General features: G+C 43.0%; 20 protein-coding genes. 5 read left to right on the top strand and 15 right to left on the bottom strand.

Annotated features, from left to right (window positions below; translation table 11 throughout):
* Window positions 1-98: 98 nt before the first annotated feature.
* On the bottom strand, window positions 99-1,640 hold the full coding sequence (locus R7P67_RS05025) for a glutamate synthase-related protein (RefSeq protein ID WP_064354734.1): 1,542 nt from the start codon (window positions 1,638-1,640) through the stop codon (window positions 99-101).
* A 156-nt stretch (window positions 1,641-1,796) separates the two neighbouring features.
* Between R7P67_RS05025 and R7P67_RS05030 the strand changes: the two genes are divergently transcribed.
* Entirely contained in the window at window positions 1,797-2,276 is a 480-nt protein-coding gene (locus tag R7P67_RS05030) for an aminoacyl-tRNA deacylase (protein WP_005376501.1), read from the top strand.
* Between the two features lie 175 nt (window positions 2,277-2,451).
* Here R7P67_RS05030 and R7P67_RS05035 read toward each other — a convergent pair whose 3' ends face one another.
* The 3 genes from R7P67_RS05035 to R7P67_RS05045 form a co-directional block, all read right to left on the bottom strand.
* Window positions 2,452-3,864 (bottom strand): coniferyl aldehyde dehydrogenase, encoded by a 1,413-nt coding sequence (locus R7P67_RS05035; RefSeq protein ID WP_005390037.1) that lies wholly within the window; start codon window positions 3,862-3,864, stop codon window positions 2,452-2,454.
* Window positions 3,865-3,989: 125 nt separating this feature from the next.
* Complete coding sequence (locus R7P67_RS05040) at window positions 3,990-4,562, bottom strand: GNAT family N-acetyltransferase (protein WP_047101443.1); 573 nt, start codon at window positions 4,560-4,562, stop codon at window positions 3,990-3,992.
* A gap of 104 nt (window positions 4,563-4,666) precedes the next feature.
* Window positions 4,667-5,125, bottom strand: a complete 459-nt coding sequence (locus tag R7P67_RS05045) for an NUDIX hydrolase (RefSeq protein WP_025767835.1) — start codon at window positions 5,123-5,125, stop codon at window positions 4,667-4,669.
* A gap of 169 nt (window positions 5,126-5,294) precedes the next feature.
* On the opposite strand from R7P67_RS05045, the gene R7P67_RS05050 reads away from it, so the two are divergent.
* The gene (locus R7P67_RS05050; protein ID WP_198556867.1) at window positions 5,295-6,200 is read left to right on the top strand and encodes a DMT family transporter; all 906 of its coding nucleotides are present in this window, start codon (window positions 5,295-5,297) and stop codon (window positions 6,198-6,200) included.
* Window positions 6,201-6,279: 79 nt separating this feature from the next.
* On the opposite strand, the gene R7P67_RS05055 is transcribed toward R7P67_RS05050, so the two are convergent.
* Window positions 6,280-6,594: a DMT family transporter gene (locus tag R7P67_RS05055; protein ID WP_005376506.1), complete on the bottom strand. Its 315-nt coding sequence runs from the start codon at window positions 6,592-6,594 to the stop codon at window positions 6,280-6,282.
* 394 nt (window positions 6,595-6,988) lie between these two features.
* Here R7P67_RS05055 and R7P67_RS05060 point away from each other — a divergent pair, with 394 nt between their 5' ends.
* Window positions 6,989-8,353: an endonuclease/exonuclease/phosphatase family protein gene (locus tag R7P67_RS05060; protein WP_262653591.1), complete on the top strand. Its 1,365-nt coding sequence runs from the start codon at window positions 6,989-6,991 to the stop codon at window positions 8,351-8,353.
* Between the two features lie 284 nt (window positions 8,354-8,637).
* Here the strand turns inward: R7P67_RS05060 and R7P67_RS05065 are convergent, their stop codons facing one another.
* The 4 genes from R7P67_RS05065 to R7P67_RS05080 all read right to left on the bottom strand — a co-directional run bounded on the left by R7P67_RS05065 (window position 8,638) and on the right by R7P67_RS05080 (window position 11,490).
* The gene (locus R7P67_RS05065; RefSeq protein ID WP_064369285.1) at window positions 8,638-9,171 is read right to left on the bottom strand and encodes a hypothetical protein; all 534 of its coding nucleotides are present in this window, start codon (window positions 9,169-9,171) and stop codon (window positions 8,638-8,640) included.
* Window positions 9,165-9,551 (bottom strand): MAPEG family protein, encoded by a 387-nt coding sequence (locus tag R7P67_RS05070; protein ID WP_005376510.1) that lies wholly within the window; start codon window positions 9,549-9,551, stop codon window positions 9,165-9,167. Before R7P67_RS05070 ends, R7P67_RS05065 begins: the two co-directional genes overlap by 7 nt.
* Window positions 9,552-9,759: 208 nt before the next feature.
* The gene (rarD, locus tag R7P67_RS05075) at window positions 9,760-10,665 is read right to left on the bottom strand and encodes an EamA family transporter RarD (RefSeq protein ID WP_318085893.1); all 906 of its coding nucleotides are present in this window, start codon (window positions 10,663-10,665) and stop codon (window positions 9,760-9,762) included.
* Window positions 10,666-10,767: 102 nt separating this feature from the next.
* Window positions 10,768-11,490 (bottom strand): sulfite exporter TauE/SafE family protein, encoded by a 723-nt coding sequence (locus tag R7P67_RS05080; protein ID WP_042520743.1) that lies wholly within the window; start codon window positions 11,488-11,490, stop codon window positions 10,768-10,770.
* 444 nt (window positions 11,491-11,934) lie between these two features.
* Here R7P67_RS05080 and R7P67_RS05085 point away from each other — a divergent pair, with 444 nt between their 5' ends.
* On the top strand, window positions 11,935-12,465 hold the full coding sequence (locus R7P67_RS05085) for a prepilin-type N-terminal cleavage/methylation domain-containing protein (protein WP_005376513.1): 531 nt from the start codon (window positions 11,935-11,937) through the stop codon (window positions 12,463-12,465).
* 49 nt (window positions 12,466-12,514) lie between these two features.
* Here the strand turns inward: R7P67_RS05085 and R7P67_RS05090 are convergent, their stop codons facing one another.
* Entirely contained in the window at window positions 12,515-13,495 is a 981-nt protein-coding gene (locus R7P67_RS05090; protein WP_025998672.1) for a chemotaxis protein, read from the bottom strand.
* A 683-nt stretch (window positions 13,496-14,178) separates the two neighbouring features.
* On the opposite strand from R7P67_RS05090, the gene R7P67_RS05095 reads away from it, so the two are divergent.
* Window positions 14,179-14,787 (top strand): response regulator transcription factor, encoded by a 609-nt coding sequence (locus R7P67_RS05095; RefSeq protein WP_017821556.1) that lies wholly within the window; start codon window positions 14,179-14,181, stop codon window positions 14,785-14,787.
* Here the strand turns inward: R7P67_RS05095 and R7P67_RS05100 are convergent.
* The 5 genes from R7P67_RS05100 to R7P67_RS05120 all read right to left on the bottom strand — a co-directional run bounded on the left by R7P67_RS05100 (window position 14,784) and on the right by R7P67_RS05120 (window position 22,613).
* On the bottom strand, window positions 14,784-15,671 hold the full coding sequence (locus tag R7P67_RS05100; RefSeq protein ID WP_033906494.1) for a LysR family transcriptional regulator: 888 nt from the start codon (window positions 15,669-15,671) through the stop codon (window positions 14,784-14,786). The genes R7P67_RS05095 and R7P67_RS05100 overlap by 4 nt on opposite strands.
* A gap of 157 nt (window positions 15,672-15,828) precedes the next feature.
* A complete protein-coding gene (locus tag R7P67_RS05105) occupies window positions 15,829-17,199 on the bottom strand; it encodes a GGDEF domain-containing protein (protein WP_053307630.1) in 1,371 nt (456 codons plus the stop codon).
* A gap of 9 nt (window positions 17,200-17,208) precedes the next feature.
* The gene (locus tag R7P67_RS05110; protein ID WP_017635347.1) at window positions 17,209-17,805 is read right to left on the bottom strand and encodes a response regulator transcription factor; all 597 of its coding nucleotides are present in this window, start codon (window positions 17,803-17,805) and stop codon (window positions 17,209-17,211) included.
* Window positions 17,798-18,964 carry an EAL domain-containing protein gene (locus tag R7P67_RS05115; protein ID WP_170890131.1) on the bottom strand — a complete coding sequence of 389 codons (1,167 nt, stop codon included), beginning with the start codon at window positions 18,962-18,964 and terminating at the stop codon, window positions 17,798-17,800. Before R7P67_RS05115 ends, R7P67_RS05110 begins: the two co-directional genes overlap by 8 nt.
* Complete coding sequence (locus R7P67_RS05120) at window positions 18,948-22,613, bottom strand: ATP-binding protein (protein WP_262653587.1); 3,666 nt, start codon at window positions 22,611-22,613, stop codon at window positions 18,948-18,950. Before R7P67_RS05120 ends, R7P67_RS05115 begins: the two co-directional genes overlap by 17 nt.
* Window positions 22,614-22,899 lie beyond the last annotated feature (286 nt).

Below are 22,899 nucleotides of genomic sequence, written 5' to 3' on the forward strand. Positions count from 1 at the left end.
TGTTTTTTTAGTTAACGCCAAGTCAAAATTTCAAACATTTCAGCGAATAAATAATTGTTATCAAACATGTACCTATATGCAGAAAATATGGATAGAGATCAGTTTAAGTCCATACCTGAATACTTAATCCCAGACAGCCTCGCCATGTTGTGATCCCAGGTCGCTAAATCATGATGACTAAATTCATTCAGAGCGTGATGACCACACGCCCTCGCCATGACTTTCATGAGCTCGACCGAAGATTCGAAGAAATTTTTCAGTTGCTGGGATGACTTTTCAACGTCGAGACGCTGCCTCAAATCGGCATTTTGTGTCGCAATGCCTGCCGGGCAATTATTGGTGTTGCAGATGCGAGCCGCGACACAACCGATCGATTGCATCGCACTGTTTGCTATCGCTACTCCGTCTGCTCCAAGTGCCAACGCTTTGACAAAATCCGTAGGAACTCGCAACCCACCGGTGATGATTAATGTGACGCGGTCACTTACGCCTTTTTCATCTAAGTACTTACGTGCACGAGCTAATGCAGGGATGGTGGGAACACTAATATGATCACGGAACATAGTTGGCGCCGCACCCGTGCCACCACCGCGACCATCTAAGATGATATAATCAGCCCCAGCATCAAGCGCAAACTGAATGTCTTGCTCAATATGGTTGGCACTGAGTTTAAATCCAATTGGAATACCGCCTGTGATGCCACGAACTCTGTCAGCAAACTTTCTGAAATCGTGAGTAGTGTGAAGATCTTTGAACGTTGGTGGTGATATCGCTGGTTGTCCCTCGGGGATGCCTCTCACCTGAGAGATCTTACCTACATTTTTATTTGCAGGCAGATGACCACCCGTGCCCGTTTTTGCTCCTTGCCCGCCTTTGAAGTGAAACGCCTGAACATTAAGAAGCTTAGATTCGTCGTAGCCAAATTGAGCACTAGCAAGCTCATAGAAATACCGTGAATTGGCGGCTTGCTCTTCCGGTAACATGCCACCCTCACCAGAGCAAATCCCAGTCCCTGCCAACTCTGCACCTTTTGCTAGTGCAATTTTCGCCTCTTCAGAAAGTGCGCCAAAACTCATGTCCGACACCAACAAAGGAATGGCGAGTCTGAGCGGCTTACGCGCGTTTGGTCCCACAATCAACTCGGTAGACACAGGAACGTCTTCCAACAACGGTTGTGTCGCCATTTGCGCCACCATGATTTGTATAGCATCCCAATGTGGTAGCAAATGCCTAGGAACCCCCATTGCAGCCATCGGACCATGATGACCGAGTTTAGAGAGTCCTTCTCTCGCTAATTGGTGGATAAACTCGAGGGTTGGTTCTTCTTGAGTAGCAGACGCCGTTGGTTTGTCTCTTTTCTCTCGCTTTTGTTCCGGTCCCTCTTTACCGACTTGCTCTGCGGTAAATCGCTTGTGTGTACCATCACAAAAAGGAGCATTGGCGGTATGCTTACATTGGCAGAGATAGGCATCTTCGTCTTTTTCCGCACTAAAGCTCATTGGCTTTAAGCCGGTTCCCGAATGAGACCCATCGCAGTAAGGTTGATTTTTAGAACGCCCACATCGGCAGAAGTAATATTCTTGCCCAGCTTTCAACTCTACTTTGATCGGCTTGTTATCAGCGATGATTGGCTTGCTCATGTTGCCCCCTATTTATTATTGTTAACCATGCTTTCTCGCTGGCTTGCAATAAGCGTAGAACAGGAGCGTAAAGAGCGTCAGTGTCGCCGAGTAAAATGCGCGATTGTCGCCCGACTAACCTATACTTTTTATGGGTCTCATACACGTGGAGGCTATATGACGATTGCAACCCGATTAGATGAATATTTGACTGAGCATAACATTCACTTTCAAACCGTGAATCACAGCCACAGTCATAGCTCGCTACAAAGTGGTGTTGCAGCAGGTGTGCCTTTAATGAATATCGCAAAAGGTGTGATTCTAGAGGATCATGAAGGGCGTCATATGATGGCGGTCTTACCTGCCAACAACAAAATCAGTTTGTCGCGATTAAACGACGAATTTAATGCCACCTTCCACTTGGTGAAAGAGCGTATGGTTTACCGACTCTTCACCGATTGTGAACACGGCGCTATTCCACCGATTGGTAGCCCTTACCACATGTCGACAGTTTGCGATGAAAGACTAGCAAACTTGGAACATGTCTACCTTGAAGCTGGCGATCATGAAACTCTGATTAAGCTGGACCGAAAGGCGTTTAAAGAACTGATGAACGACTGTAGATATCTAAGATTCAGCAGTGAAGTTCTGCATTAAACTTGCCAAGATCTCTCGACACTTCCTGAACAAGGCTCTTTCAACAAGAGCCTTTCTTTGTTTTGTTGGTAGCACGCGATGGAAGTTTCTCGGACTTTGGTGCCCAGCGTTTCAGAGCATATAGAAACAAAAAACCGCCTATTCGGGCGGTTTTTTATCAATCAAATCATAATTATTATCGAACAAAGATCTTTTGGATCGCTTTTATCGCCATAGCCCTACGGCGCATTAATACGCTCGTTCTTGGCAACCATTTCGGTGTGTGAAGAATGGTTTTCGCATGACTAAAAGTTCTGAATCCTTCCTCTCCGTGATAATGCCCAATACCCGATTCACCAACGCCACCAAAAGGCGCATCTTCAGCGCCAACATGTAAAACCGTATCATTAACGCCGACGCCACCACTGTGGGTGTTGCGTACAATATATTTGATGGTCGATTTGTCGTCCGACATAACATACAGCGCAAGTGGTCTTTGGCGCTGATTAATGTAATCAATCGCTTCATCAACCGCATTGTAGGGCTTGACTGGTAGAAATGGCCCGAAGATCTCCTCTTGCATGATTCGCATTTTCGGCGACACGTCCGTGACCAAATGAGGATACAGAAGTCGTTCCTCTTGGGGCGACGCTTCAACAGTATGAATGTTTGCACCTTGCGCTTTTGCATCCTCAAGTAGCGCAGTCAAACGATCATATTGTCGTTGGTTGACAATATGGGTCAGCTTTTGATTCTTGTTGGATTTTAAATAGAGCTTTTCAAAACGTTTTAAGAATAGCGAAATGAACTCTTCGACACGTTCTTGCGGTACAAACGCGTAGTCAGGCGCGACACAAATCTGGCCTGCATTAATGCATTTACCAAACAAGATAGCATCAACGGCTTTCTTCATGTCTGCATCTTTTGCAATGATCACCGGGGACTTTCCACCCAACTCTAACGTCACCGGGGTAAGGTTTTCCGCTGCCGCTTTTGCTACTGCGCGGCCAACACTCGTAGAACCCGTGAACAAAAGGTGATCGAATGGCAGTTGGCTGAATGCTTGTGCGACGTCTGCTTCACCCTCAAAAACTTCGACATACTCAGACAACCCACGGCAAATATCGACGATGACTTTATTGGTTTTTGGCGTAAATTCGCTGAGCTTCATCATCACGCGGTTGCCAGCAGCCAATGCTGTCACTAAAGGCGCAAGGCTCAAAATCACAGGAAAGTTCCACGGTGAAATGATCCCGACGACACCTAACGGTTGATACTGAACGGTGACTTTAGAAGGTGCGAGCAATAAGCCGGATTCGCGCTTGCTGGGTTTACACCATTTTTTTAGTCGTTTGAGGGTATAATTAATATGCGAGACCGTTGGCAAAACGTCGGTCATGGCGGTATCAAATTCTGAGCGATAGCCAAAATCGTCACTTAACGCTTCAACCAGCGCTTGTTTGTTCTCAAGCAGCGATTTTTTTAACAAAACGAGGCGCTGTTTACGTTCATCCAAACTAGGATAAGGCTCGGCTGCATATGCCGCTTTTAAGCGTTCGAGGCTTTGCTGTAACAAGTTATCTACTTCAACCTCTGTGATTGCGTTCATGATGCTTCTCCTAGCCTAGTTTCTGCCAATGACGCCCCAAGTTAACACGAGCGCAACAATGTTACTATTGTAGCGCTCGTGAAGTTAGAGTTCGAACTCTGATTAAAATATTTCTGGGGTGGATACTACATCAAACGTAGTTCATAAATGCCTAGTCGTTGAGAGCGGTCAAGCATATCGAACTCATGATCAACGTATTCTTTTAATGTGGCGCCTGCACGCTCAGCAATATTGATGCTAGCGATGTTATCTTCCATACAATGGAACTGAATGAATTGTGCGTGCCCTTTCTGCTTCAAAAAAGGGATCAATACTGCGAGCACTTGATCAATCACACGATGGCCTCGCCCATTGTTGGCAAGCCAGTAGCCAATTTCAGTAACACGCGTATGTGAATCCACACCTTTAATGCCAATAACACCCGTAAGCTGCTCATCAAAATAAATTGCACACCAGTGGGAATCCAGCGCGTTACTGTTCACTCGCTGGGAAATGTAGTTAACGGCCTCTCTATGATTCGTGACAGAATCCGTCCAAGGTAGATAACCCTCAAGGCTCTCTCGGTGAGTGTTCACAACCTCTAGTAAAGCGGACGCGTGTTTCGTGTTGAGGGGCTCAATTGAGACCCTTTGCGAGACGGAAAAACGCTTCTGTAAGTGATTTCCTTGATACGTCTCTTGGCATGTGACTTCATCCATAGATGTTATTCCTTTTTATTGTGAACGCTCAGCGCAAATCCTAACGCTTCATTTTATGAGAACAAACCTCTCTATAAAAACTAATCAAAGCCGTTGCCGTTCATTTAGCCCTTTTGATCGATCAGCGTAAATGGCGTTAGTGATGCCACATCTACATAATGTTTCCATACATGTTCATAGAGGTGATGCTGATTGGCAAACGGAGCCAGCTGCTTAGCTTCTTCAAGCGTACACCAGCGATACTCTGTATGCTCTTCGTTAAGAACAACTGATTGGTTAGGCGGACAAAGTAGCACAAAACATGGGATAACCATGATACGGTTATTTTTTGCTTCGTAGAACTGCTCTAGAAAGTCTGCTGTATGTAACTCAACTTGGTCAATTCGTGTCTCTTCTTTTAACTCTCTTAAAATGGTTTGCCACCCGGCTTCACCCGCTTCGATACCACCTGCAACATGGCACCAATAGCCACCTTTTACGCGTTTGAGTAACAGCATTTTTTCTATGCCATCAATTTTTGAAATGACAACGCCTGAAACATGCGTTGCTTTTATCGGGATCATGTAAGCTCCTTAAATATCGAGTTTTTATTGTTACGCTGAAGAGAGGCAGATTAATTGCTACGTATTCTACTGTTTATTCATCTTGTCGACAGAAGTGTTTGAGTTGAGAGGATTTAATCGCTAACTAAGTATGCTAAAGTGAGATCTGTCGCAACAAATAAGCAGTAAAATGTCCAATTCATTCAACTCTATGATTCCCATCGGTGTGCGCTTTATGGTGCTTTCCGCGTTCGGCTTTGCTCTGATGTCGGCTACAGTAAAGCACGTCGGCAACTACGGTATCCCCGTTTTTGAAATCGTTGCAGCAAGAGCGCTCGTTTCACTTATCATTAGTTATTTCGATGTAAAGCGAAAACGAATTTCTGTATGGGGCAATAATAAGCCATTACTACTTGCACGCGGTGCTGTGGGCACGATGGCTCTGATGTGTGTATATTATTCAGTGACCACCTTACCTTTGGCAGAAGCGACGATATTCCAATATATTCATCCGGTATTTACTGCACTACTCGCCGTATTTTTCTTGAAAGAGCGCATCCAGCCGTCAACTTTCCTTTGTATTGCGTTGTGCTTACTCGGCATCTATATCATGGTAAGCCCAGAAACTGGGCAAGGCTCAGATAGCGCTTTACCAATGTTTAGCGTCATGATTGCTATCTTAGGCGCATTTGGTAGCTCAATTGCCTACGTCATTGTCAGAAAACTGAGTCAGACAGAAGACAGCTCAGTGATCATTTTCTATTTCCCGTTGGTTGCTCTCCCCGCTTCACTCTTACTGATTGGCGACGATTTTGTAATGCCCGATCTATATCTGACTTTCATGTTGGTTCTAGTTGGTGTCTTTACCCAAATTGGACAATTGGGGTTAACCAAAGCGATGCAAACTCAACAAGCGGGTAAAGCCTCCGCTTATTCGTATATCCAGATCGTATTTTCTGTGTTGTTAGGCATCATTTTCTTTGGCGAGGTTCCGATCATTTGGACGTACGTCGGTGGCGGTCTGATTGTTACAGGCGCATTAATTAATGCGTTTGGTCATCACTTGCGATTACCTTTTGTTAAGCGCAACGCTTGATATACCTACCCATAACCGTCAACACGACATTTAGAAAAACAGCCAGAGTGACTCTGGCTGTTTTGTGTTTAGCCTAACGTTAAGCTGATATTTTTAACCCTGCGATACCAGCGACAATCATTAGCAAGCTTAAGGCTTTGATAAGTGTTGCTGGCTCATTGAACAGATAAATACTCACGACTGCCGTGCCTATTGCGCCAATCCCTACCCATACGCCATAAGCAATGCCTAAAGGCAAGGTTCTTAACGCAATGCCAAGCAACCAAAAGCTCAATAACATAAAGACAATAGTGAATGCCGAAGCACCGAATTTGGTAAACCCTTGTGAATATTTAAGACCGACAGCCCATGCGATTTCACACAAGCCCGCAATGAAGAGAATTCCCCAAGCCATGTCACATTTCCCAACGAGATGGGGTCGTCCCCGAGAAAAGATAGAGCGGTGAGGTCGTCCTCACTTCTGATTGACTGCTCATTATATACAGAAATTTAAACATAAAAAATAAAACACGGCGATAAGCATACAACTCAAACATCTCATGTACGCTTAAATTCTACGCTTTTCTTTTTAACGGTGGCGGACTCTCTATTTCGCATCAATAACGACACCGTTTTTTAACAATTTACATATAACCTTCTGGTGTTGAAAGTGTTGCATTTATTGCACAAATCACACAAAAACTAATTGAACATGTAAATATGAAAACGTTTGTGTGACTAATATCGCTTAAAACAATGACTGATGACTTTAATATTCAGCCGAATTAATTATAAGGTATGACGTACCCATGAAAGCAATCAAAACCTCTATCGCTATCCTTGTTGGCGCCGCTCTACTATCTGGATGTAATGACGATACTGAATACGTCAATGTTCAGCCTAAAGAAGTAAAAATAGCGACTTACAACCTCTCTTTTGACCGCGCTACCTTCGAAACTTTGGTAGATGAAATGCAAATTGAACCAACGCAGCAAACTGCGTTGGTCACCTCTTATTTAGACGGTTCAATCGCAGCCGAAGACAAAACCACTGCGGAAAAAGTCATTCAAATTCGTAACGTTGCAGCAATCATTCAAAAGAATCGTCCTGATGTTCTTATGATGGCGGAATACAACAACGACGGAACAGGTGAAAACAAAGCAGCCATTGAAGGATTCCAGAAGAACTACTTGTCTGTCGCGCAAAGTATCGATGGCGCGGGCGGTGAAGCAAACCTTGAGCCTATTGAATACCCTTATGCTGAATCTTACTCAACTAATACAGGGTTGTTGAGTGAGTTTGATCTCGACAACAACGGAACCGCAGGTCAAATGCCAGGTGATGCATGGGGCTTTGGCATGTACCATGGTCAATATGCATTTGCCCTTATGTCTAAGTATAAAATTGACACGGCAAACACACGTACATTCCAAGCATTTAAATGGAAAGATATGGAAGGTGCGACAATTCCAACCATTACTATCTGTGACGGTTCGCAAAAGATTCCAGACGGCATGAAGTGTGGTGATGAATGGTACTCAGCGGAAGAGTGGGATCAAGTGCGTCTATCTTCGAAAAATCACGTCGACGCGCCAATCATCATTCCAACTCGCAATGGCGAGGAAGTTGTACACTTGTTGATGTCTCATCCTACTCCACCAGTATTCGACACCGGTAAAAACAAAGCGCAAAACGCAGCAGAAGTGGAGTTTTGGCATCATTACATTCAAGGCAAAGACTATTTTTACGACGATGCGGGTAAAACAGGTGGCTTAACGAACGGCGCTAAATTCGTAATGATGGGTGATCAAAACCTTGATCCAGTTGCTGGTGACGGTATTAGCTCTGTAATGCAAGAGCTACACAACGATCCATTGGTTAACCAAACCGTGATGAATGGTGAGCTTTACCCAACAAGCTTTGGTGCAGCTGAACACGCTGTTGACCGCAGTTCAACTCACCCATATCCGAATCGCATCACTTCAACGTTTGGCTTAGGGGTAGACTATGCCTTGCCTTCAGCAAATTTGAATGTAATAGACTCTGGTGTGTACTGGTCAGCGTCTTATGAAGAAGGCCGTAAACTATTTAACGATGCACGTATCGGTAAGTATGGTGATGGTAAGGATGTATCTTCCGACCATCGCATGATCTGGATTAAAGCACAGTTCTAGACTGCATAAAAAAAAGCCAACCACAAGGAGTCGTGATTGGCTGTATATATTTGTGAACAAGATGGTTCACTAACAACGTCAGTTGGCTAGGTGACCCTCGGCTTAGAAAGGGTCACTCATACTAAAGCATGAGGCGTGCCAACTTTTAAGCGCATAAAAACAGGTTGTTATTTAATCACTTTCATTAAAACTTAACCAATAGCTACTGTTTGCTCACAGAATAAATTGCAATTTGCAAACTACCATTGGCATTTCGCAATAAACCTGATCTTTAGCTCTTGCTTTTATTGCTTCCTAGCTAAGTCGCGTGCAAGGATTAACGCAAGTCCGAATACTTGCAAGAAGAGTCCGATATTCTTGTACCAAGCGATCTTTTCATCCTGCTTTGCCATTACCTCATTGAGCCCTACATTCTCAATGTAGTAATTATCGATGCGGTCTCTATACGAAGCTTGTGCCTGATTTATCTTTGACATTAGTTGCGGAAGTTGATCAATTTGTATTTCATCCGACTCGTTGTGAACCCAAGAAGATAAATGCCCTGCTAATACCTCTTCTAGCTCTAAAGGTATCGCTACGCTCTGACTTATGTGCACATGCAGCAGTAAAGCTTCTCTTTTCCTTTCTAGGGTTTCCACACTGTTCCATGCGAGTTGGATGGAATACAAGTTTTCTGCTGTTTGCTCTGCGAGCTGCGAGTGCTGTTTACCCAACTTATCAAGGACTAAGCTAGTAACGATGATCGCGCCAATATTCAGTACTAATCCAATCAGAACGAGTACCCATGGTGGTGGAATGTAACGTCGCAGACTTACCATAACTTATCGTATGGCAGGTAAATCATATTTAACACAACCAATGAAAGTATCACCAGAAATGTCACCTGCATCCCTCTAATGCGCTTTTTCAAGTCTTTTTTCAATATGCCTTTAGCATGAATAACTCGACCAATTACAAAAATAATACCGGTGAGATGTATCCATGTTGGGTAAGCACTATTGAATTCTAAAAGTGCCATTAAAATCAGGGTGATGGGGATATATTCTGTCGCATTACTCTGGGCACTGCGAGCAATTTGTAGAGCCTCTACCCCACCATCTGCATAAGCAATTTGATTTAAGCGACGTTGCTTAATTACTTGAACAGCCAACCAAATAATGAGTATTGCGAGAATGTTGGCATACAGAGCTGTGATCATATGTCGTCCTTCTTGATCTGGTTTTCACTTATATAAGCGTGTCACTTGGCTATAACTATAGCGGTATCATTATGATAATGCGTCAAATAATCTCAAGTTATGATTTCTACTCGGAAAAAAACGAAAGCCAATGCTTCATGACATTAAAAATGCCCTCGAATGGAGGGCATAAGAATAAAGAAGCTAATATGTGAGAATATTGAAACCACTATAAGGGGTGTTTGACCAGCTTTTTGCGCCGATGCCCTTTGATAATACTTTCAAAAATTGTGAACAACAGCCCTGCCCAAATAAATGCAAAGGTCACCGCTTTCACTTCGTCAAACAACTCGCCAAAAAACATAACTGCCAACACAAACTGCAAGCTTGGTTCGATGTATTGCATTAGACCGACGGTTGATAAATTAGTTATACGTATTGCGATAGAATAAAATACGAGTGGTAAAAGTGTGATAGGTGCACTGCCAAAATACAAAAGCAATGTTGTGGTATCTGTGCCCGAAGCCAGTTCACCAGTTGCCCATTGTTTATAGAGCAAATATGCGAGTGCAACTGGAGTCAGTAACAACGCCTCAACAAACAAGGTTGTACTCCAGTCATAATTTATCTTCTTCTTGTACAGCCCATACAAAGCAAAGAACAACCCCATCGTTAGTGCGATAACGGGTAGCTGACCATAGTGAATCACTTGATACATAACACCAATTGTTGCCAACACTATTGCAATAAGTTTGCCTTTTGAGAGCCTATCCCCAAGAATAAATACGCCCAGCGCAACAGATACTAATGGTCCAATAAAGAAGCCTAAGCTGGCATCGATGACCCGATGATGGGTCAAAGCCCAAGTGAACACACTCCAAGAAATACACATCAAACTGCTCGCCACAAACGTGTACCACAAGGATTTTTTATCAAGCCAGATTTCTTTCCAATTCAGCCCTCGACGGGTTATCCCAAGTACAATTAGAAACCCGACAGGTACAGACCCAATGATTCGCCATGCTAGCAACTCATCCATAGAAGCATTCGGTAAATAACGATAATAAATTGGTAGCAATCCCCAGATCACAAAGGAGAATGCTGCCATAAAAGTGCCATAACGAGTGTTATTCATAAAACTATCGCCCATCTAAACGACCAATTTGGCGTAAGTAAACAAGTCCGCCATACATAAAAAGGAATGCAATCCCGCAGTGACTTTATGATGCAGATGGCATTATTGGCTCAACGCTTGTACGACGGCGGTAAAGCCACTTACAAAACACAACATAAGTGCCCCAAACCGAATCTTTTCTTTTGGTAACGACTGGGTAGTTTTCATTGCTAGCCAGTAACCAAGCGCCGCAGCAGGTAATAGAGGAATAGTAATGACCAAATGATGCAATGTGAAGAAGCCCACTGGGATTTGTACTATTAGTGAAATAATCGAACTGAAAACAAAAAAAGCCGATAAATTACCGCGTAACTGATTCGCTTCTTGATGCTGCAACAATAACGCCATCGGAGGGCCTCCAATCGCAGAACTGGTACCAAACAACCCAGAAAAGAAACCAGCACATGTCATACGCGAAGGCGTAGGCTCAACCCGAAACGGTAAAACACTCACCACGACTGCAAACAGCACCAACAAACCAATCCAAAGCGTGAGAGTTTGTGTAGATACAAAAAAGAGTAGCAAGCCACCAGCAATTGATCCCGGCACTCGCCCAATCAACGCCATCTTTAAGCCGCCGATCTCAACACTACTGCGGTGCTTCATCGCATTCATCAACGAAATAAATAACGCGACTAAACAGATTGGCGCAGGAACATATTCTGGCGCCCAAAGAATCAGTAAAGGTGCGGCAACAATAGCCAAGCCAAAACCGATTGCGGTCTGGACATAAGAGCCAAGAAATATCAAACCTATTGCAAGGAAGTTTATCGAATCGAATTCCATTTAGATTATTCTTATATTTGAAAAATAAACACAAAACCAAAGCACATTCGCATGATGAATACCTCAGGCACACTGCGATATGAATTCCGCGTAGCATTCATCAAAGTGAATAAAAAGACAATCCATTTGTGCGGTTCGCCCTCATTTGCATTTTGTATTTCATTACGCTGATGTACATGTTTGCTTACATCGAAGAGGATTCATGCTCGCCTGTTCACGCAGCATTTCTTCAGCGGAATTAATGACCTCTTAAAATCTAGCCGAATTAAACCCGTGAATTCTCCATTGCATTTAATGGATTCAGTCAATTAGTGCGGCGTCGGTATAGCACTTTACAACTCACCTCCTTATACTACTGAACGATTTATCATTACCGTACTTATTTACACAATAAACAAGTGTACGGTCAGTGTTTTTCTACCTTTAACTTGCTGTGAAAATAATATGAAAAAACAAACGGGATTTACTCTAATAGAGTTAGTCGTAGTTATTGTCGTGCTCGGTATTCTTGCTGTCACTGCCGCGCCACGCTTTTTAAACCTTCAAAGTGATGCACGTGAAGCTCGTTTGGAAGGAATGAAAGGCGCTATTGCGTCAGCATTAGGCGTCGGTTATGGGAAAATGGCGATTGCGGGATTGGAAAGCAAGCCTTACGTTTCAAACTTCGTAGACAGTGCTTTAATGGCAGATTTACCATTTGACGGCTGTAATATTGGTGGTTCAAAGCGCTGTGTTTTTTTATATGGATATCCTGATTCTGATAGCGAATCGATGAAGTTACTCGTGCAAGGACTGAACGAAGAAGACTCGGATTGGAAAACATTTCATCACCCGGCTGGTTCAACAACTCGCGAAATGGTCATTGCTGCAGCCGACGAAAAAAGAGCTAGCCTTACACAATGTGGAATTTTATATGGGCCACCGCAGACTCCAAACGAGAGTTACACCTTAGATATTCTTCCCTGCCCTCAATAAAAATAAGGCTGCCAATCGGCAGCCTTATTTGTTTCATCTGATCGGTTTTTTACGCAAAGTTAAACACGTATTTATCCATCATATTCACCATGCGGCCAATCTCTGGCTTGGTAATCGTATCATTTGCGCCAAGAGATAGTGCTTTCGCTCGGTTATCCTCACTCATCAATGACGAGAACATAATGATCGGCATTTCATGAAACGCTTCGGTATCGCGTAGTCTCTTCACTAAGTGCATACCATCCATTCGAGGCATTTCTACATCCGTAACCACCGCATCTAATAGCTCTTTAACTGGCAAGTTTTCTTCTTTCGCGACCTCGATCAAGCTCATCAACTTCTCATGCGCCTCACCACCGTCTTTACATGTGATCACATTGTAACCTGAAGAAGCTAATGTATCTTGGATCAAAGAGCGAATAAATGCTGAGTCATCCACCACCATGATCGTTTTAGCATTACGCTTACCGACCATTCTCTGGTTGAGATCCACCGACTTGTCCCCTTTCACATCGTATTTTTCCATACTCAATTCTGGGTTGATGTCTGCGATGATTTTTTCAAAGTCGAGAATCATGATCAGGTTGCCTTCTTTACGGACAACGGCTACTACACAATCTTGTTCGCCCGCTTCCAAAAACTGACTTGGTGATTCCACATCATTCCAAGAGATGCGATGAATACGCGAAATGCTGTCAATTAAGAAGCCATTGGTCATTTTGTTGAAATCCGTAACGATTACAAACTTGCGCTCCAGATCTTGTCGTGTTGGCACACCTAACCAACCAGCTAAATCCACTAAAGGCGTCAGTACATCTCTGGATGAGAACACACCAATCATATGAGGTTGTGCGTTTGGATAATCGGTTGTTTCTGGCACGCGAATCACTTCTCGTACTTTCGCAACGTTAATGCCGTAATAACAAGTTTTTGTGCTGCCATCTGGCAATGTTTTTTCTAAATGAAACTCGATGATTTCAAGCTCATTGGTACCACTTTCTGTCAAAATGGTGCTGGTTACGTTACTCATAAAGCCAATTATCCAACCAAAAATACGCATCAGAAAAGTTTGATGCAAACGCCATGAGAAGCCGTTCTCTGGCTAAAAATCCAAAAGTCCTTTTTAGTCGTTACAACAAAATTTGTAAACCATCAAAAGGACGGCTAACGCACATTTCCATACCAAACCATGTAAAATTGTCTCATTTTTGAACACGACATTATGAGTGGCCAAAGTGCGAATTAACACCTCCACTTTTAGCGGCAGAGTCAATGAAAAGTTTAGAAATAATTTGAAGTGATGTTCAGCGTCAATAGCCAAACCTATCTAACAGATATCAGTACAAAGTTGGCTACTGTGCTCATGCCTGGTGTATAACAAGCTCTCTTCAAGTGGCATGGTATAAAACTGCGCTTGTGAACACACGGGTTTAAATCGAAGCGCTAGAGGCATCGCAAGAAAATCTGAAGGCATAGAACACTGAAAGAACACTTTCAGTTTGTTAGTTTTCTGTCAGCGTAAGTTTTAAGCAATCATCCTATCACTAGGTATTTCAATACCTGACATCGCTATTCCCATAATCAAGACACTGATTTTCACTTTTGGAAAGAGTCATTTTCCTTCCTCTTAGCAAGGTTTTTCCTACAATCCTATTCATCCAATTGCGCTGTCGCCTGACAGCACACTAGTTGATGTATTAGGTGAGGTTCACTTTGAATAATGTTCTTATTATCGACGCTCAACCATTGTATAGCGAAGCACTTGCTTCTCTAGTTGAATCTGTAATCAACGCAGCTGAAGTGATTCAAACCACTGACAGTGCGGAAGTGATGGATCTTGTTCGAGGCCAAAAGATTGATTTGATTATTTTAGACGTAGTGCTTGGCGACCGCGATGGTATGCGTTTAGCCAAAAACATTTTAGCGACGGGATATCGTGGCCGACTGTTATTTGTTTCTTCACGTGACTACTCGAGTCTTTCTAAAGCCGCGTACGAAATGGGCGCAAACGGCTTCTTAAGCAAACATGAAACAAGAGAGACCATTATTGACGCAATTGTGAGTGTTTCACGCGGTTACTCAATGTTTAAGTCGACTCACACACCATCGTCGGGTAACGTAACACTTTCAAATCGCGAAGCCATGGTGTTCCATTATCTTGTACAAGGCTACTCAAATAAGAAGATTTCTGAACAACTTTCACTCAGCGCTAAAACAATCAGCACCTACAAAACGCGTATTCTGAAAAAGTACCATGCGGACACGTTGATTGAACTTCTGCATACTATCCCTCAGTCAGAAAACATTGAGTTTTGCCGCTAAGCGCTCATGTATTTTGCAATAGCACCGATTAACAACTGGTGCATTGCATCATGTCTTAAGCTTTGCTTCACCTGTACAACCACTTTTGGCCAGCCATCTGGGTAAAAATGCTCTGGCACTCTTATAAATTTATATCCATCAATTGGCGCCTGATATTCAAGTAACACGGTTGCGGCGCTTTTTTGCTTAATTAGCTTCAATACGCTGCTTACGTTGTCTAGAGCCGCAATACGGTTGATGACCATACCGTGGCTTTCCATTGCACGCTTAACGAGCTGCTCTTTCTCTTTCCAACCGATAATCTCTAACATGATAAAGGGAAGTTTGGCCGCTTCTTCCAGGGTGGTAATTCCCAGCTCTTCAGGGACAACTACCACAGCAGGCGCATAGCCGATGAACTTCTGATAAACAGATTTCGGAACATCCTCGTTGAAGTAATGTAACTGCGCATCCACTTTGCCTAGGATTATCTCTTCTATCGTATACTCTGTAATCGTTGCTATCGAAATGTGCGCCTTGGGAAACAGCACCATTAAATCCATTGCAAGTAAATGCCCAAATGAGTATTGAGCGGTTTGCGGTAAACAAATGGTGATGTCTTTTTCGTAATTTTCCGGTTCAAACTCATCTCTAATTAGACAAGTTTCAAGCTTCTCGAGTGCATCGGAAATTTTAGGTAATTGACGTTTTAAATAGTCCGTCGGTTCCATGTGATGAGGATGCCGAATAAACAATTCATCGTTTAGCTGGAGTCGCAATCGGGCAAGGTATTTGCTAATTGACGCTTCACTCTTCCCCATCGCTTTCGCAACGGGCTTGAGCTGACGGTGCTTATCCAGTAAGACAAGTATTTTAAGTAAGTTTAAGTCGAGATCTTTGTTCACGTGCGACACCAGATGTAAGGTCGAGAATAAATAGAGCAATCACTATTTGTTGACTGCTCTAATATAAAAGACCACTCATTCTGTTTGGTCAAATTAATCAAACAGTTATGTCATGGTTATGTTCCGTAACTTAACATTGAGTCAATACCAGACCTGCTTAATGGGACTTTTGTCTGTGTTTTTTCATCTCATAGAGATCTTCATCTGCACGTACAATAACGTCCTGAAGCGTTTCGTGTAATTCATTCGCCGCGATACCAGTACTCACACTAACCTCGATATCCAAGGTCTTTAGTCGGTTATCTTTAACGACACTACGAAGCTTCTTCGCCAATATTGAAGATTGACTGATACTGCAACCCGGCAGAATCGCAACAAACTCATCACCACCAGTTCGAACTAGATAATCACTATTTCGAAACACTTTAGACATAGCATCAGCAATAATTCCAATAACTTCGTCCCCTACATGGTGACCGTAATGGTCATTGATTCGCTTGATCCTATCGCCATCTATTGCAATGACGGAATATGGCGCGGTTTCCAAACGACGTTTGAACTCGCTATCTTGAAAAACTCTGCGGTTAAACAATCCCGTTAAATCATCTTTCGTCACGTTCGTCAGTGCTTTCGCGAGGCGAAGTTGGCTCTCTTTAGATTCATAAGCTTTGTTGTAATACGCTAAGGTTACGAAAAAGAAGATGATAAACAAGAACACGTAATCCAATACAATTTTGCTGAATGGGTACATGTAAACGATAAGATTGTTGTTGTCTGCGACATATGATTGGGTGTACGCGAATGATGGAAAGGGGTAGCCAGCGAAATAAATCACCATTTGTTTGTTCCCATTCGCTATTTGAACATCCACCGCTTTCCCATCATTATAAAGCGGCGAGAGGTATAATTGTTCCGAGAACTCTCCCACTAACTCACCTTGAAAGTAAACCGGACTCATGATGCTTATCGCCATGTCATCGGAGTATGTCGTTTTAAATGGTAGGGAAAACAATACCCGGTCCGTTAGTTGCTCTTTCCACGCGGCTAACACACAAGAATAGTTACTTTTACACCAATCAACATCAAATGTGGCTTTCACTCCCTCTAGCGCTTCAATCGGTCTCTCTAAGATGAGTTTGTTTCCAGTATAAGAACGAAAATACATAACGGCATTTTGTCGATTGAACGCATTTGATAAATACGCTTCAGCCTGATGAAGCGATTTCCGTGCAACAGCTTCAACGTAATTAAGTTTTTCATAACGTGACAGGGAGTAAATCGCATCTTGAAAGCTCAGCTCTGTTTGCGCTTCTACTTCACTCACGCTCATGCCTTTGTATTGCTCGAGCTGCGCTTCCGTCAATAGCCCCATGAGAATTACTTTTTGTTTTATTTTGGCTAAATTATTCGCGTAAGTGTTGAACTGCTTTACTTCATAAGAAATTAACACCGCACCAATCATTGTGACAGAAGTGACGAATAGTAATGTTGCGATGAAAAGAGACAACGCGATACTTTTAAGTGTCATGATGCGGTCTTACGCCCCCGCCACTCTTGTTAGCTCAACAATGTTCTTTACGTTAAATTTATCCAATAGACGACGTTTGTATGTGCTGACTGTTTTGTCACTTATTGATAGCACTGAAGCGATTTCTCGATTGGACTTTCCTTGTAATAAATACTTCATTACTGCGCTTTCTCTGCTTGAAAGTTGTGGCATTTCTCGAACGCTATTAACAACTTGCTTAAATTTGAAGAAGGTATACCCCTTCTCTACCGCTTCTATCGCGTCTTTAAGAATGTCGTGATTTTCCGATTTACACACATAGCCATCAGCGCCAGAACGAAAAGCCATTTGGCTGTACATTTGGCTAGTTTCAGCGGAGAAGAAAATGACTTTGCCTTCATAACCATGGGATTTGATACGTTTGTAGAAATCAAACCCATCGCAATCTGCCAAGTTCACATCTAAGATCAACAGTTGAATTTCTTCCTTTTTCAATATTTGTAATGCCATCTTCGCTGATGTTGCAGTAAATACCCCATTTGTTTTACCTAACTCTTCCAACAACGACTTGATTGCAACACAAACGAGAGGATGATCGTCAAAGATCAAGTAATTCAATTTATTCATATCTTTCATTTAGTATGGTTATGGCTTCTAGTGGCATGGGTTTATCAATGTAGAAGCCTTGGCAAAGATCAATGCCATACTCACGTATCGCTTGCAATGTGACTTCGTCTTCAATACCTTCCGCGACCAGTCGTATATTCAAACTTTTCGCTAACGCGCAAATAGCAACAACGATGTTGCGTTTTTTGATGTCGCATTCGACACCTTGTACAAACGAACGATCGATTTTTAACTCGTTGAATGGCAGTTGAGCCAGTTTTTCAAACGTTGATGAACCCGTGCCAAAATCATCTATTGAGACAGTGACACCGTTCATCCTCAACTTGAGTAAATTCTTGTACAGGGACGCGCTAGTCTGAAATGTATCTCGCTCTGTAATTTCAATGGTGATTTGTGATGGGTCAATCTCGCTCTCTAAACATTGCTGTAAAAAGTAATGAGAGAACGCCGTATCTTCTAAATTTTCATGGTCTACATTGATGGATACGTTTTGCGTCAATCCGCGGTGTTTCATGTCATAGATAACATTACTCAATACAGCTTGAAACAACTCTCCTGAAAGGCGGCAACGCTCTACAATTGGCAAAAAATAATGAGGGGGTAACACACCATAAATAGGATGATTCCAACGCGCGAGCGCTTCATACCCAAGCACTTCCCCACTTTGCACATCGACTAAAGGCTGGTAATAATTTTTCACGCGCCCTTCAGCCAGAGCAAACAGGAATTCTTGATCTTCCACTTCAATCGGTTGAGCAAAGCTGACTTGTTTCGCTTTTTCATCTCTTATTTTACCCAACAAATCAACGACTTCATTTTCATCGTATGGCTTGGGCAGCTTCCCTAATACTTCAAAGCTAAATCCCTCGCACATGGCTCTTACCGCAGAAATAATGGTCAATTCCATTGCACTGACCAGTACAACTTGCCCCTGGTACTGGACTTTATCGAGCATTTCCATCATATCGATGCCGTCTTTTCCGGGCATTTGGATATCACAAAAAATCACGTCAAAATATTGTTCCTGCACACTCTGAATAGCGGCATCCACACAGTTAAAAGGGATGACTTGCGCGCAATAGCGATCCAATATTTGCGTAAGTATTGTGGTTTGTAGCGGATGGTCATCAATCACCATCACATTAAATTGTGTATTCATTTGTCTCTACCCAATAGTTTATGTTTTCGATCTCCTGCTCGATTCGTAAAATTAGCTCCGCTGTTCGCCTGTCAAACTCCGCAGCAGTAACTCGTTCTGCCTCAATGCAAAGCTCAGTCAGCATGCTTACCCCTATCGCCCCAACCGCTCCTTTGATGCCATGAATGACCCGTTTTTTGTCTCGCTCAGTCGATGCGGCGTTTAAGTTTTTTATATCTGTAGACATTGATTGACTAAACACGCGCGCAATCTCTTTTGCGTCCTGTGCTTTGAACCGTTTAATCCAGCCGGGCAGCCTACCCCTCTCTTTTTCGCCAATAAATGGAATCAAAACGGTTTTTAATTGATTAAGGTCATAGGGCTTGTAGAGCACATCATCAATGCCGATATCCTGTGTGCGCTCAATGGCAAGACGAGCATCTTCTGCTGTCACACCGATGATTGGAATTGCTTTAAATTCAGAGTTTTTCACGTGCCTAACAAGCTCATAGCCATCCATTTCTGGCATATGAAAATCGGTCAGCAGCAACACAACGTTTTCATCTTGGTTGATGTATTCCCATGCTTCGCGGCCGTTATTCACAATGACAGGTTCGATTCCAAGTTCATGAAGCTGCATTGCTATCACACTTTGGTTAATGGGATTATCTTCTGCGACCAGTACCGTGCCGAGAACCCAAGAAACCACTTCTTGATTTGCGTCACTAAGCTTGGTTTCTTGCTGCGTTTGGCTGAGCAAATTGAACAATGTATCTGGATATTGAAGCTCTCTTAGCGTAAGACTGCCAAGTACCCTTTGTTCGTCACGCAGCATTAGGCCATTAAAACTGGCATCGCTGTCGTGTATAGGGTGAAGGTTCGCCACCATTGTTTTTAACGTCGCTGGACGCATTTTCCACGCGTCACACCACTGGCGAATATTAAGTGGTAAGCTCTCGCTATACGTCCAGTTCAAACAAACGTCTGGCTCAGAGTCGCAATGCTCAATTGGCAGTTTGACGGTAATCGTCGTGCCCAAGCCAAATTGTGAATCGATGCAGAGCACGCCGCCCATGCAGTCGATCAATCGGTCAACAATACTCAGCCCCAATCCAGTACCGCCATATTTACGCGTAATAGTGTCATCCGCTTGAACAAAAGGATTGAGAATGCCTTCGAGTTGGTCATCCGTCATGCCGATACCTGAATCCGCCACTTTCAAAATAAGCTGCTTTTCATGAAGAATGACACTGATTCCAACCTCTCCTTCGGCAGTGAATTTCACCGCATTGGAGAGCAGATTGGTGGTAATTTGCACCAATCGCAGCGCGTCGATTTCAATGAAAGCATTCGAAAATGGTTTGATTGTCACTTTGTAATCCAAACCTTTCGCGAGCGCTCGTGGTTCAAAGCTTCGAAACACATCGCACAAGGTTTTAAGCAAGTCGGTCTTAGCTGGAGCGACGGTTAAGTGCCCTGCCTCTAACTTTGAATAATCCAGTACTTCGTCTACTAGCGTATTCAAATGATTGAGCGAGCGTATGGCTTGGGCAATTAACTCGCGATTTGAATCTGTCGTCACTTGGTGATTTAGCAAGTCGAGGATGCCGTGCGCTGCCGACAATGGCGTTCTTAATTCGTGACTCATGGTTGCCAAAAAGTTTTCGCGCGCACGTACCGCGGTTTGCGCTTCTTTTTGCGCATCGATTAACGCCTGCTCACGTTCTTTTTGCTGGGTAATATCTTGAATAACAGTCAGTACAAACTTGTTCTTACCGCTAGGAGAAGCGATGACTTTGCGTTCTCGATATACATGTTTAATATCAAGTTCACAGCCCGACGAGGCAACCTCTTCTGAAATACGCTTTCCAGCAATAACAGTGGTCAGTTCATCAAAATTATTCACCAGAGGAGCGTGCGCAGAATCACTTTTCAACTTACATTGTTGGCACTGTTTACTGTTGTAGTTGGCACAATTGCTCATCTCCATATGGTTATTTTCACTATGGATAAAAACCAAGCTATTGATCTCTTTGATTATGTCCATCAGCCATTGCTTTTCCGCTTCCTCATTGTCAGCATTAAATTCGGCTAACCTCACTTTAAGTCGCATGTGAGATAAGATGAAATACGCCGCAATTAACATGAGACAGAATATGAATGAACCAGCAACAACAAATGTAGCGATCTGCTCCGCGTCATAGCCATAAGTCAGTTTGAAGCTTCGGTGAGAACGTAGCAGTTTTTCGATCTCGTTAGAATCAATGGTTTCGATGATGCTGTTCAACATGTGTTGAAGTTGTGTATTGTGGTTTGCAACCGCAAATGCATTAGAGAATGTCAAAACGTCCTCCGCATTGATCACCAAGCCATCGACTTGATCTTGTGCAATCATGTTGTGAACGATGTCGTCAGGAATATAAGCCACATCCAAAACGCCCGATTTCAAATCGGTAAGCAGCTTTTTCAAATCATCATAATGATCAACTTGGCCTTGCTGCCAAGTGCCCAAATGAACTAACCCTTGCTTTTTCAAAGTGAGCAGAATACCCGCTTCTTTCAGTGCAGATTTATCGCGCTTGCTCTGCTCCGCTTGGATAGCCACGTAATTACTGTGCATGAATGGTTTAGTGAACAACCAATCTGACTTAGGTAGCTCACCCACATAAGAGATGGGGACTATATCGGCATCAAATGCCGTTAATCCATTGGAAAGGCTCGACGTCGGTTTCACATACTTAAAGCTCAAGCCAGTACGAGACTGCAATAAGTCGATGAAGTCTGGAAAGAAACCGTCTAACTCACCCGTTTGCGAATCTCGGTAGAGAAACGGATAAGCTTCGTCACTGCTGCTGTAAGTTATCACTAGTTTGTTTTGATGATTACGTCGGTAATCTACCAATAACTTATCACTGATATGGTAAGGATTTTTCGAGGCGACGGAGCGAATGTTTTTTCCATTTTGCTCCCACTGAAGGATTTTGTTGATGTCATCGATCAGACTCTGTTTGTCCAACGAAGCGATAAAACTCACCTCTTCGTTTTTCAACCAACTGGGAATATCGACAACCCCTTTTACAATGTCATTCAAATCCAAATATTGGGTAATACCAACATAAGTGTAAATCAGCGCGTTCGCTTTACCTCGCTTAACTTCATTAAACGCCTCTAAACGTGTTTTAACGTAATGTATCTTATCGATACCGCGTTCAGTGAGGTTGTCACAATACACACTGCCCTCAACACACACCCATTTAAGATCACGCGCATCACTATCTCGGTAAGTGGCATTCCGATACCAAACAGCGATAGTGCTCGAAAAGAAAGGCATCGAAAACAAGAAACGCTTTTCTCTTGCTGCTGTTTTACTAAATCCAACCGCACCATCAATCTTCTTGCTTTCGACATCCGCAAGTAAAGACGGAATATGCTTGTAAGTCCGAAGTTCTAACTCATAATCCAAAGCTTTAGTAATGTTAGACAAATACTCAAGACTAATTCCGTACGAAGGACCAACGCTACCGTCAAACGAGTCTTTAGCTTCGTCTTGCGCAATAACACCAACGATGACCTTCGGTTTAGGACTCTGTTTGGCAGTTGAGCAAAAAGAACTCGCTAAAAAAATTAAGGCGACGGACGATACCGTAATACTTCTAAGAATACTGAGCATGACTGCTTCCTCTGAATGGAAGCTCAGACTAGTTTTTGTCAGATAAAAGTCAAACTTCGCTCAACAGCGAAATAAAAATAACACTTTGATATAAAAGCAGAAAACCAAAATTCGTCAGAACAATCTGACAACACAATCCACCTTTGACTACACAGCGTTTGCGTTCGGTCTCTCACCCAGACGGATATTCACTGCGAGTCGGTATATATAAGAGATGTGTGCGTTTAGGTTTGCACGCCATAGCTTTTTACTTTCATCTTGAATGATTCATCATCATTCCATGATA

The organism is Vibrio sp. Vb0937, from assembly GCF_033338855.1.

Excerpts from the sequence above, each read along its gene's own strand:
- R7P67_RS05025 (WP_064354734.1), bottom strand. The coding sequence starts at position 1,640 with ATGAGCAAGCCAATCATCGCTGATAACAAGCCGATCAAAGTAGAGTTG.
- R7P67_RS05030 (WP_005376501.1), top strand. The coding sequence starts at position 1,797 with ATGACGATTGCAACCCGATTAGATGAATATTTGACTGAGCATAACATT.
- R7P67_RS05035 (WP_005390037.1), bottom strand. The coding sequence starts at position 3,864 with ATGAACGCAATCACAGAGGTTGAAGTAGATAACTTGTTACAGCAAAGC.
- R7P67_RS05040 (WP_047101443.1), bottom strand. The coding sequence starts at position 4,562 with ATGGATGAAGTCACATGCCAAGAGACGTATCAAGGAAATCACTTACAG.
- R7P67_RS05045 (WP_025767835.1), bottom strand. The coding sequence starts at position 5,125 with ATGATCCCGATAAAAGCAACGCATGTTTCAGGCGTTGTCATTTCAAAA.
- R7P67_RS05050 (WP_198556867.1), top strand. The coding sequence starts at position 5,295 with ATGTCCAATTCATTCAACTCTATGATTCCCATCGGTGTGCGCTTTATG.
- R7P67_RS05055 (WP_005376506.1), bottom strand. The coding sequence starts at position 6,594 with ATGGCTTGGGGAATTCTCTTCATTGCGGGCTTGTGTGAAATCGCATGG.
- R7P67_RS05060 (WP_262653591.1), top strand. The coding sequence starts at position 6,989 with ATGAAAGCAATCAAAACCTCTATCGCTATCCTTGTTGGCGCCGCTCTA.
- R7P67_RS05065 (WP_064369285.1), bottom strand. The coding sequence starts at position 9,171 with ATGGTAAGTCTGCGACGTTACATTCCACCACCATGGGTACTCGTTCTG.
- R7P67_RS05070 (WP_005376510.1), bottom strand. The coding sequence starts at position 9,551 with ATGATCACAGCTCTGTATGCCAACATTCTCGCAATACTCATTATTTGG.
- rarD (WP_318085893.1), bottom strand. The coding sequence starts at position 10,665 with ATGAATAACACTCGTTATGGCACTTTTATGGCAGCATTCTCCTTTGTG.
- R7P67_RS05080 (WP_042520743.1), bottom strand. The coding sequence starts at position 11,490 with ATGGAATTCGATTCGATAAACTTCCTTGCAATAGGTTTGATATTTCTT.
- R7P67_RS05085 (WP_005376513.1), top strand. The coding sequence starts at position 11,935 with ATGAAAAAACAAACGGGATTTACTCTAATAGAGTTAGTCGTAGTTATT.
- R7P67_RS05090 (WP_025998672.1), bottom strand. The coding sequence starts at position 13,495 with ATGAGTAACGTAACCAGCACCATTTTGACAGAAAGTGGTACCAATGAG.
- R7P67_RS05105 (WP_053307630.1), bottom strand. The coding sequence starts at position 17,199 with ATGACACTTAAAAGTATCGCGTTGTCTCTTTTCATCGCAACATTACTA.
- R7P67_RS05110 (WP_017635347.1), bottom strand. The coding sequence starts at position 17,805 with ATGAATAAATTGAATTACTTGATCTTTGACGATCATCCTCTCGTTTGT.
- R7P67_RS05115 (WP_170890131.1), bottom strand. The coding sequence starts at position 18,964 with ATGAATACACAATTTAATGTGATGGTGATTGATGACCATCCGCTACAA.
- R7P67_RS05120 (WP_262653587.1), bottom strand. The coding sequence starts at position 22,613 with ATGCTCAGTATTCTTAGAAGTATTACGGTATCGTCCGTCGCCTTAATT.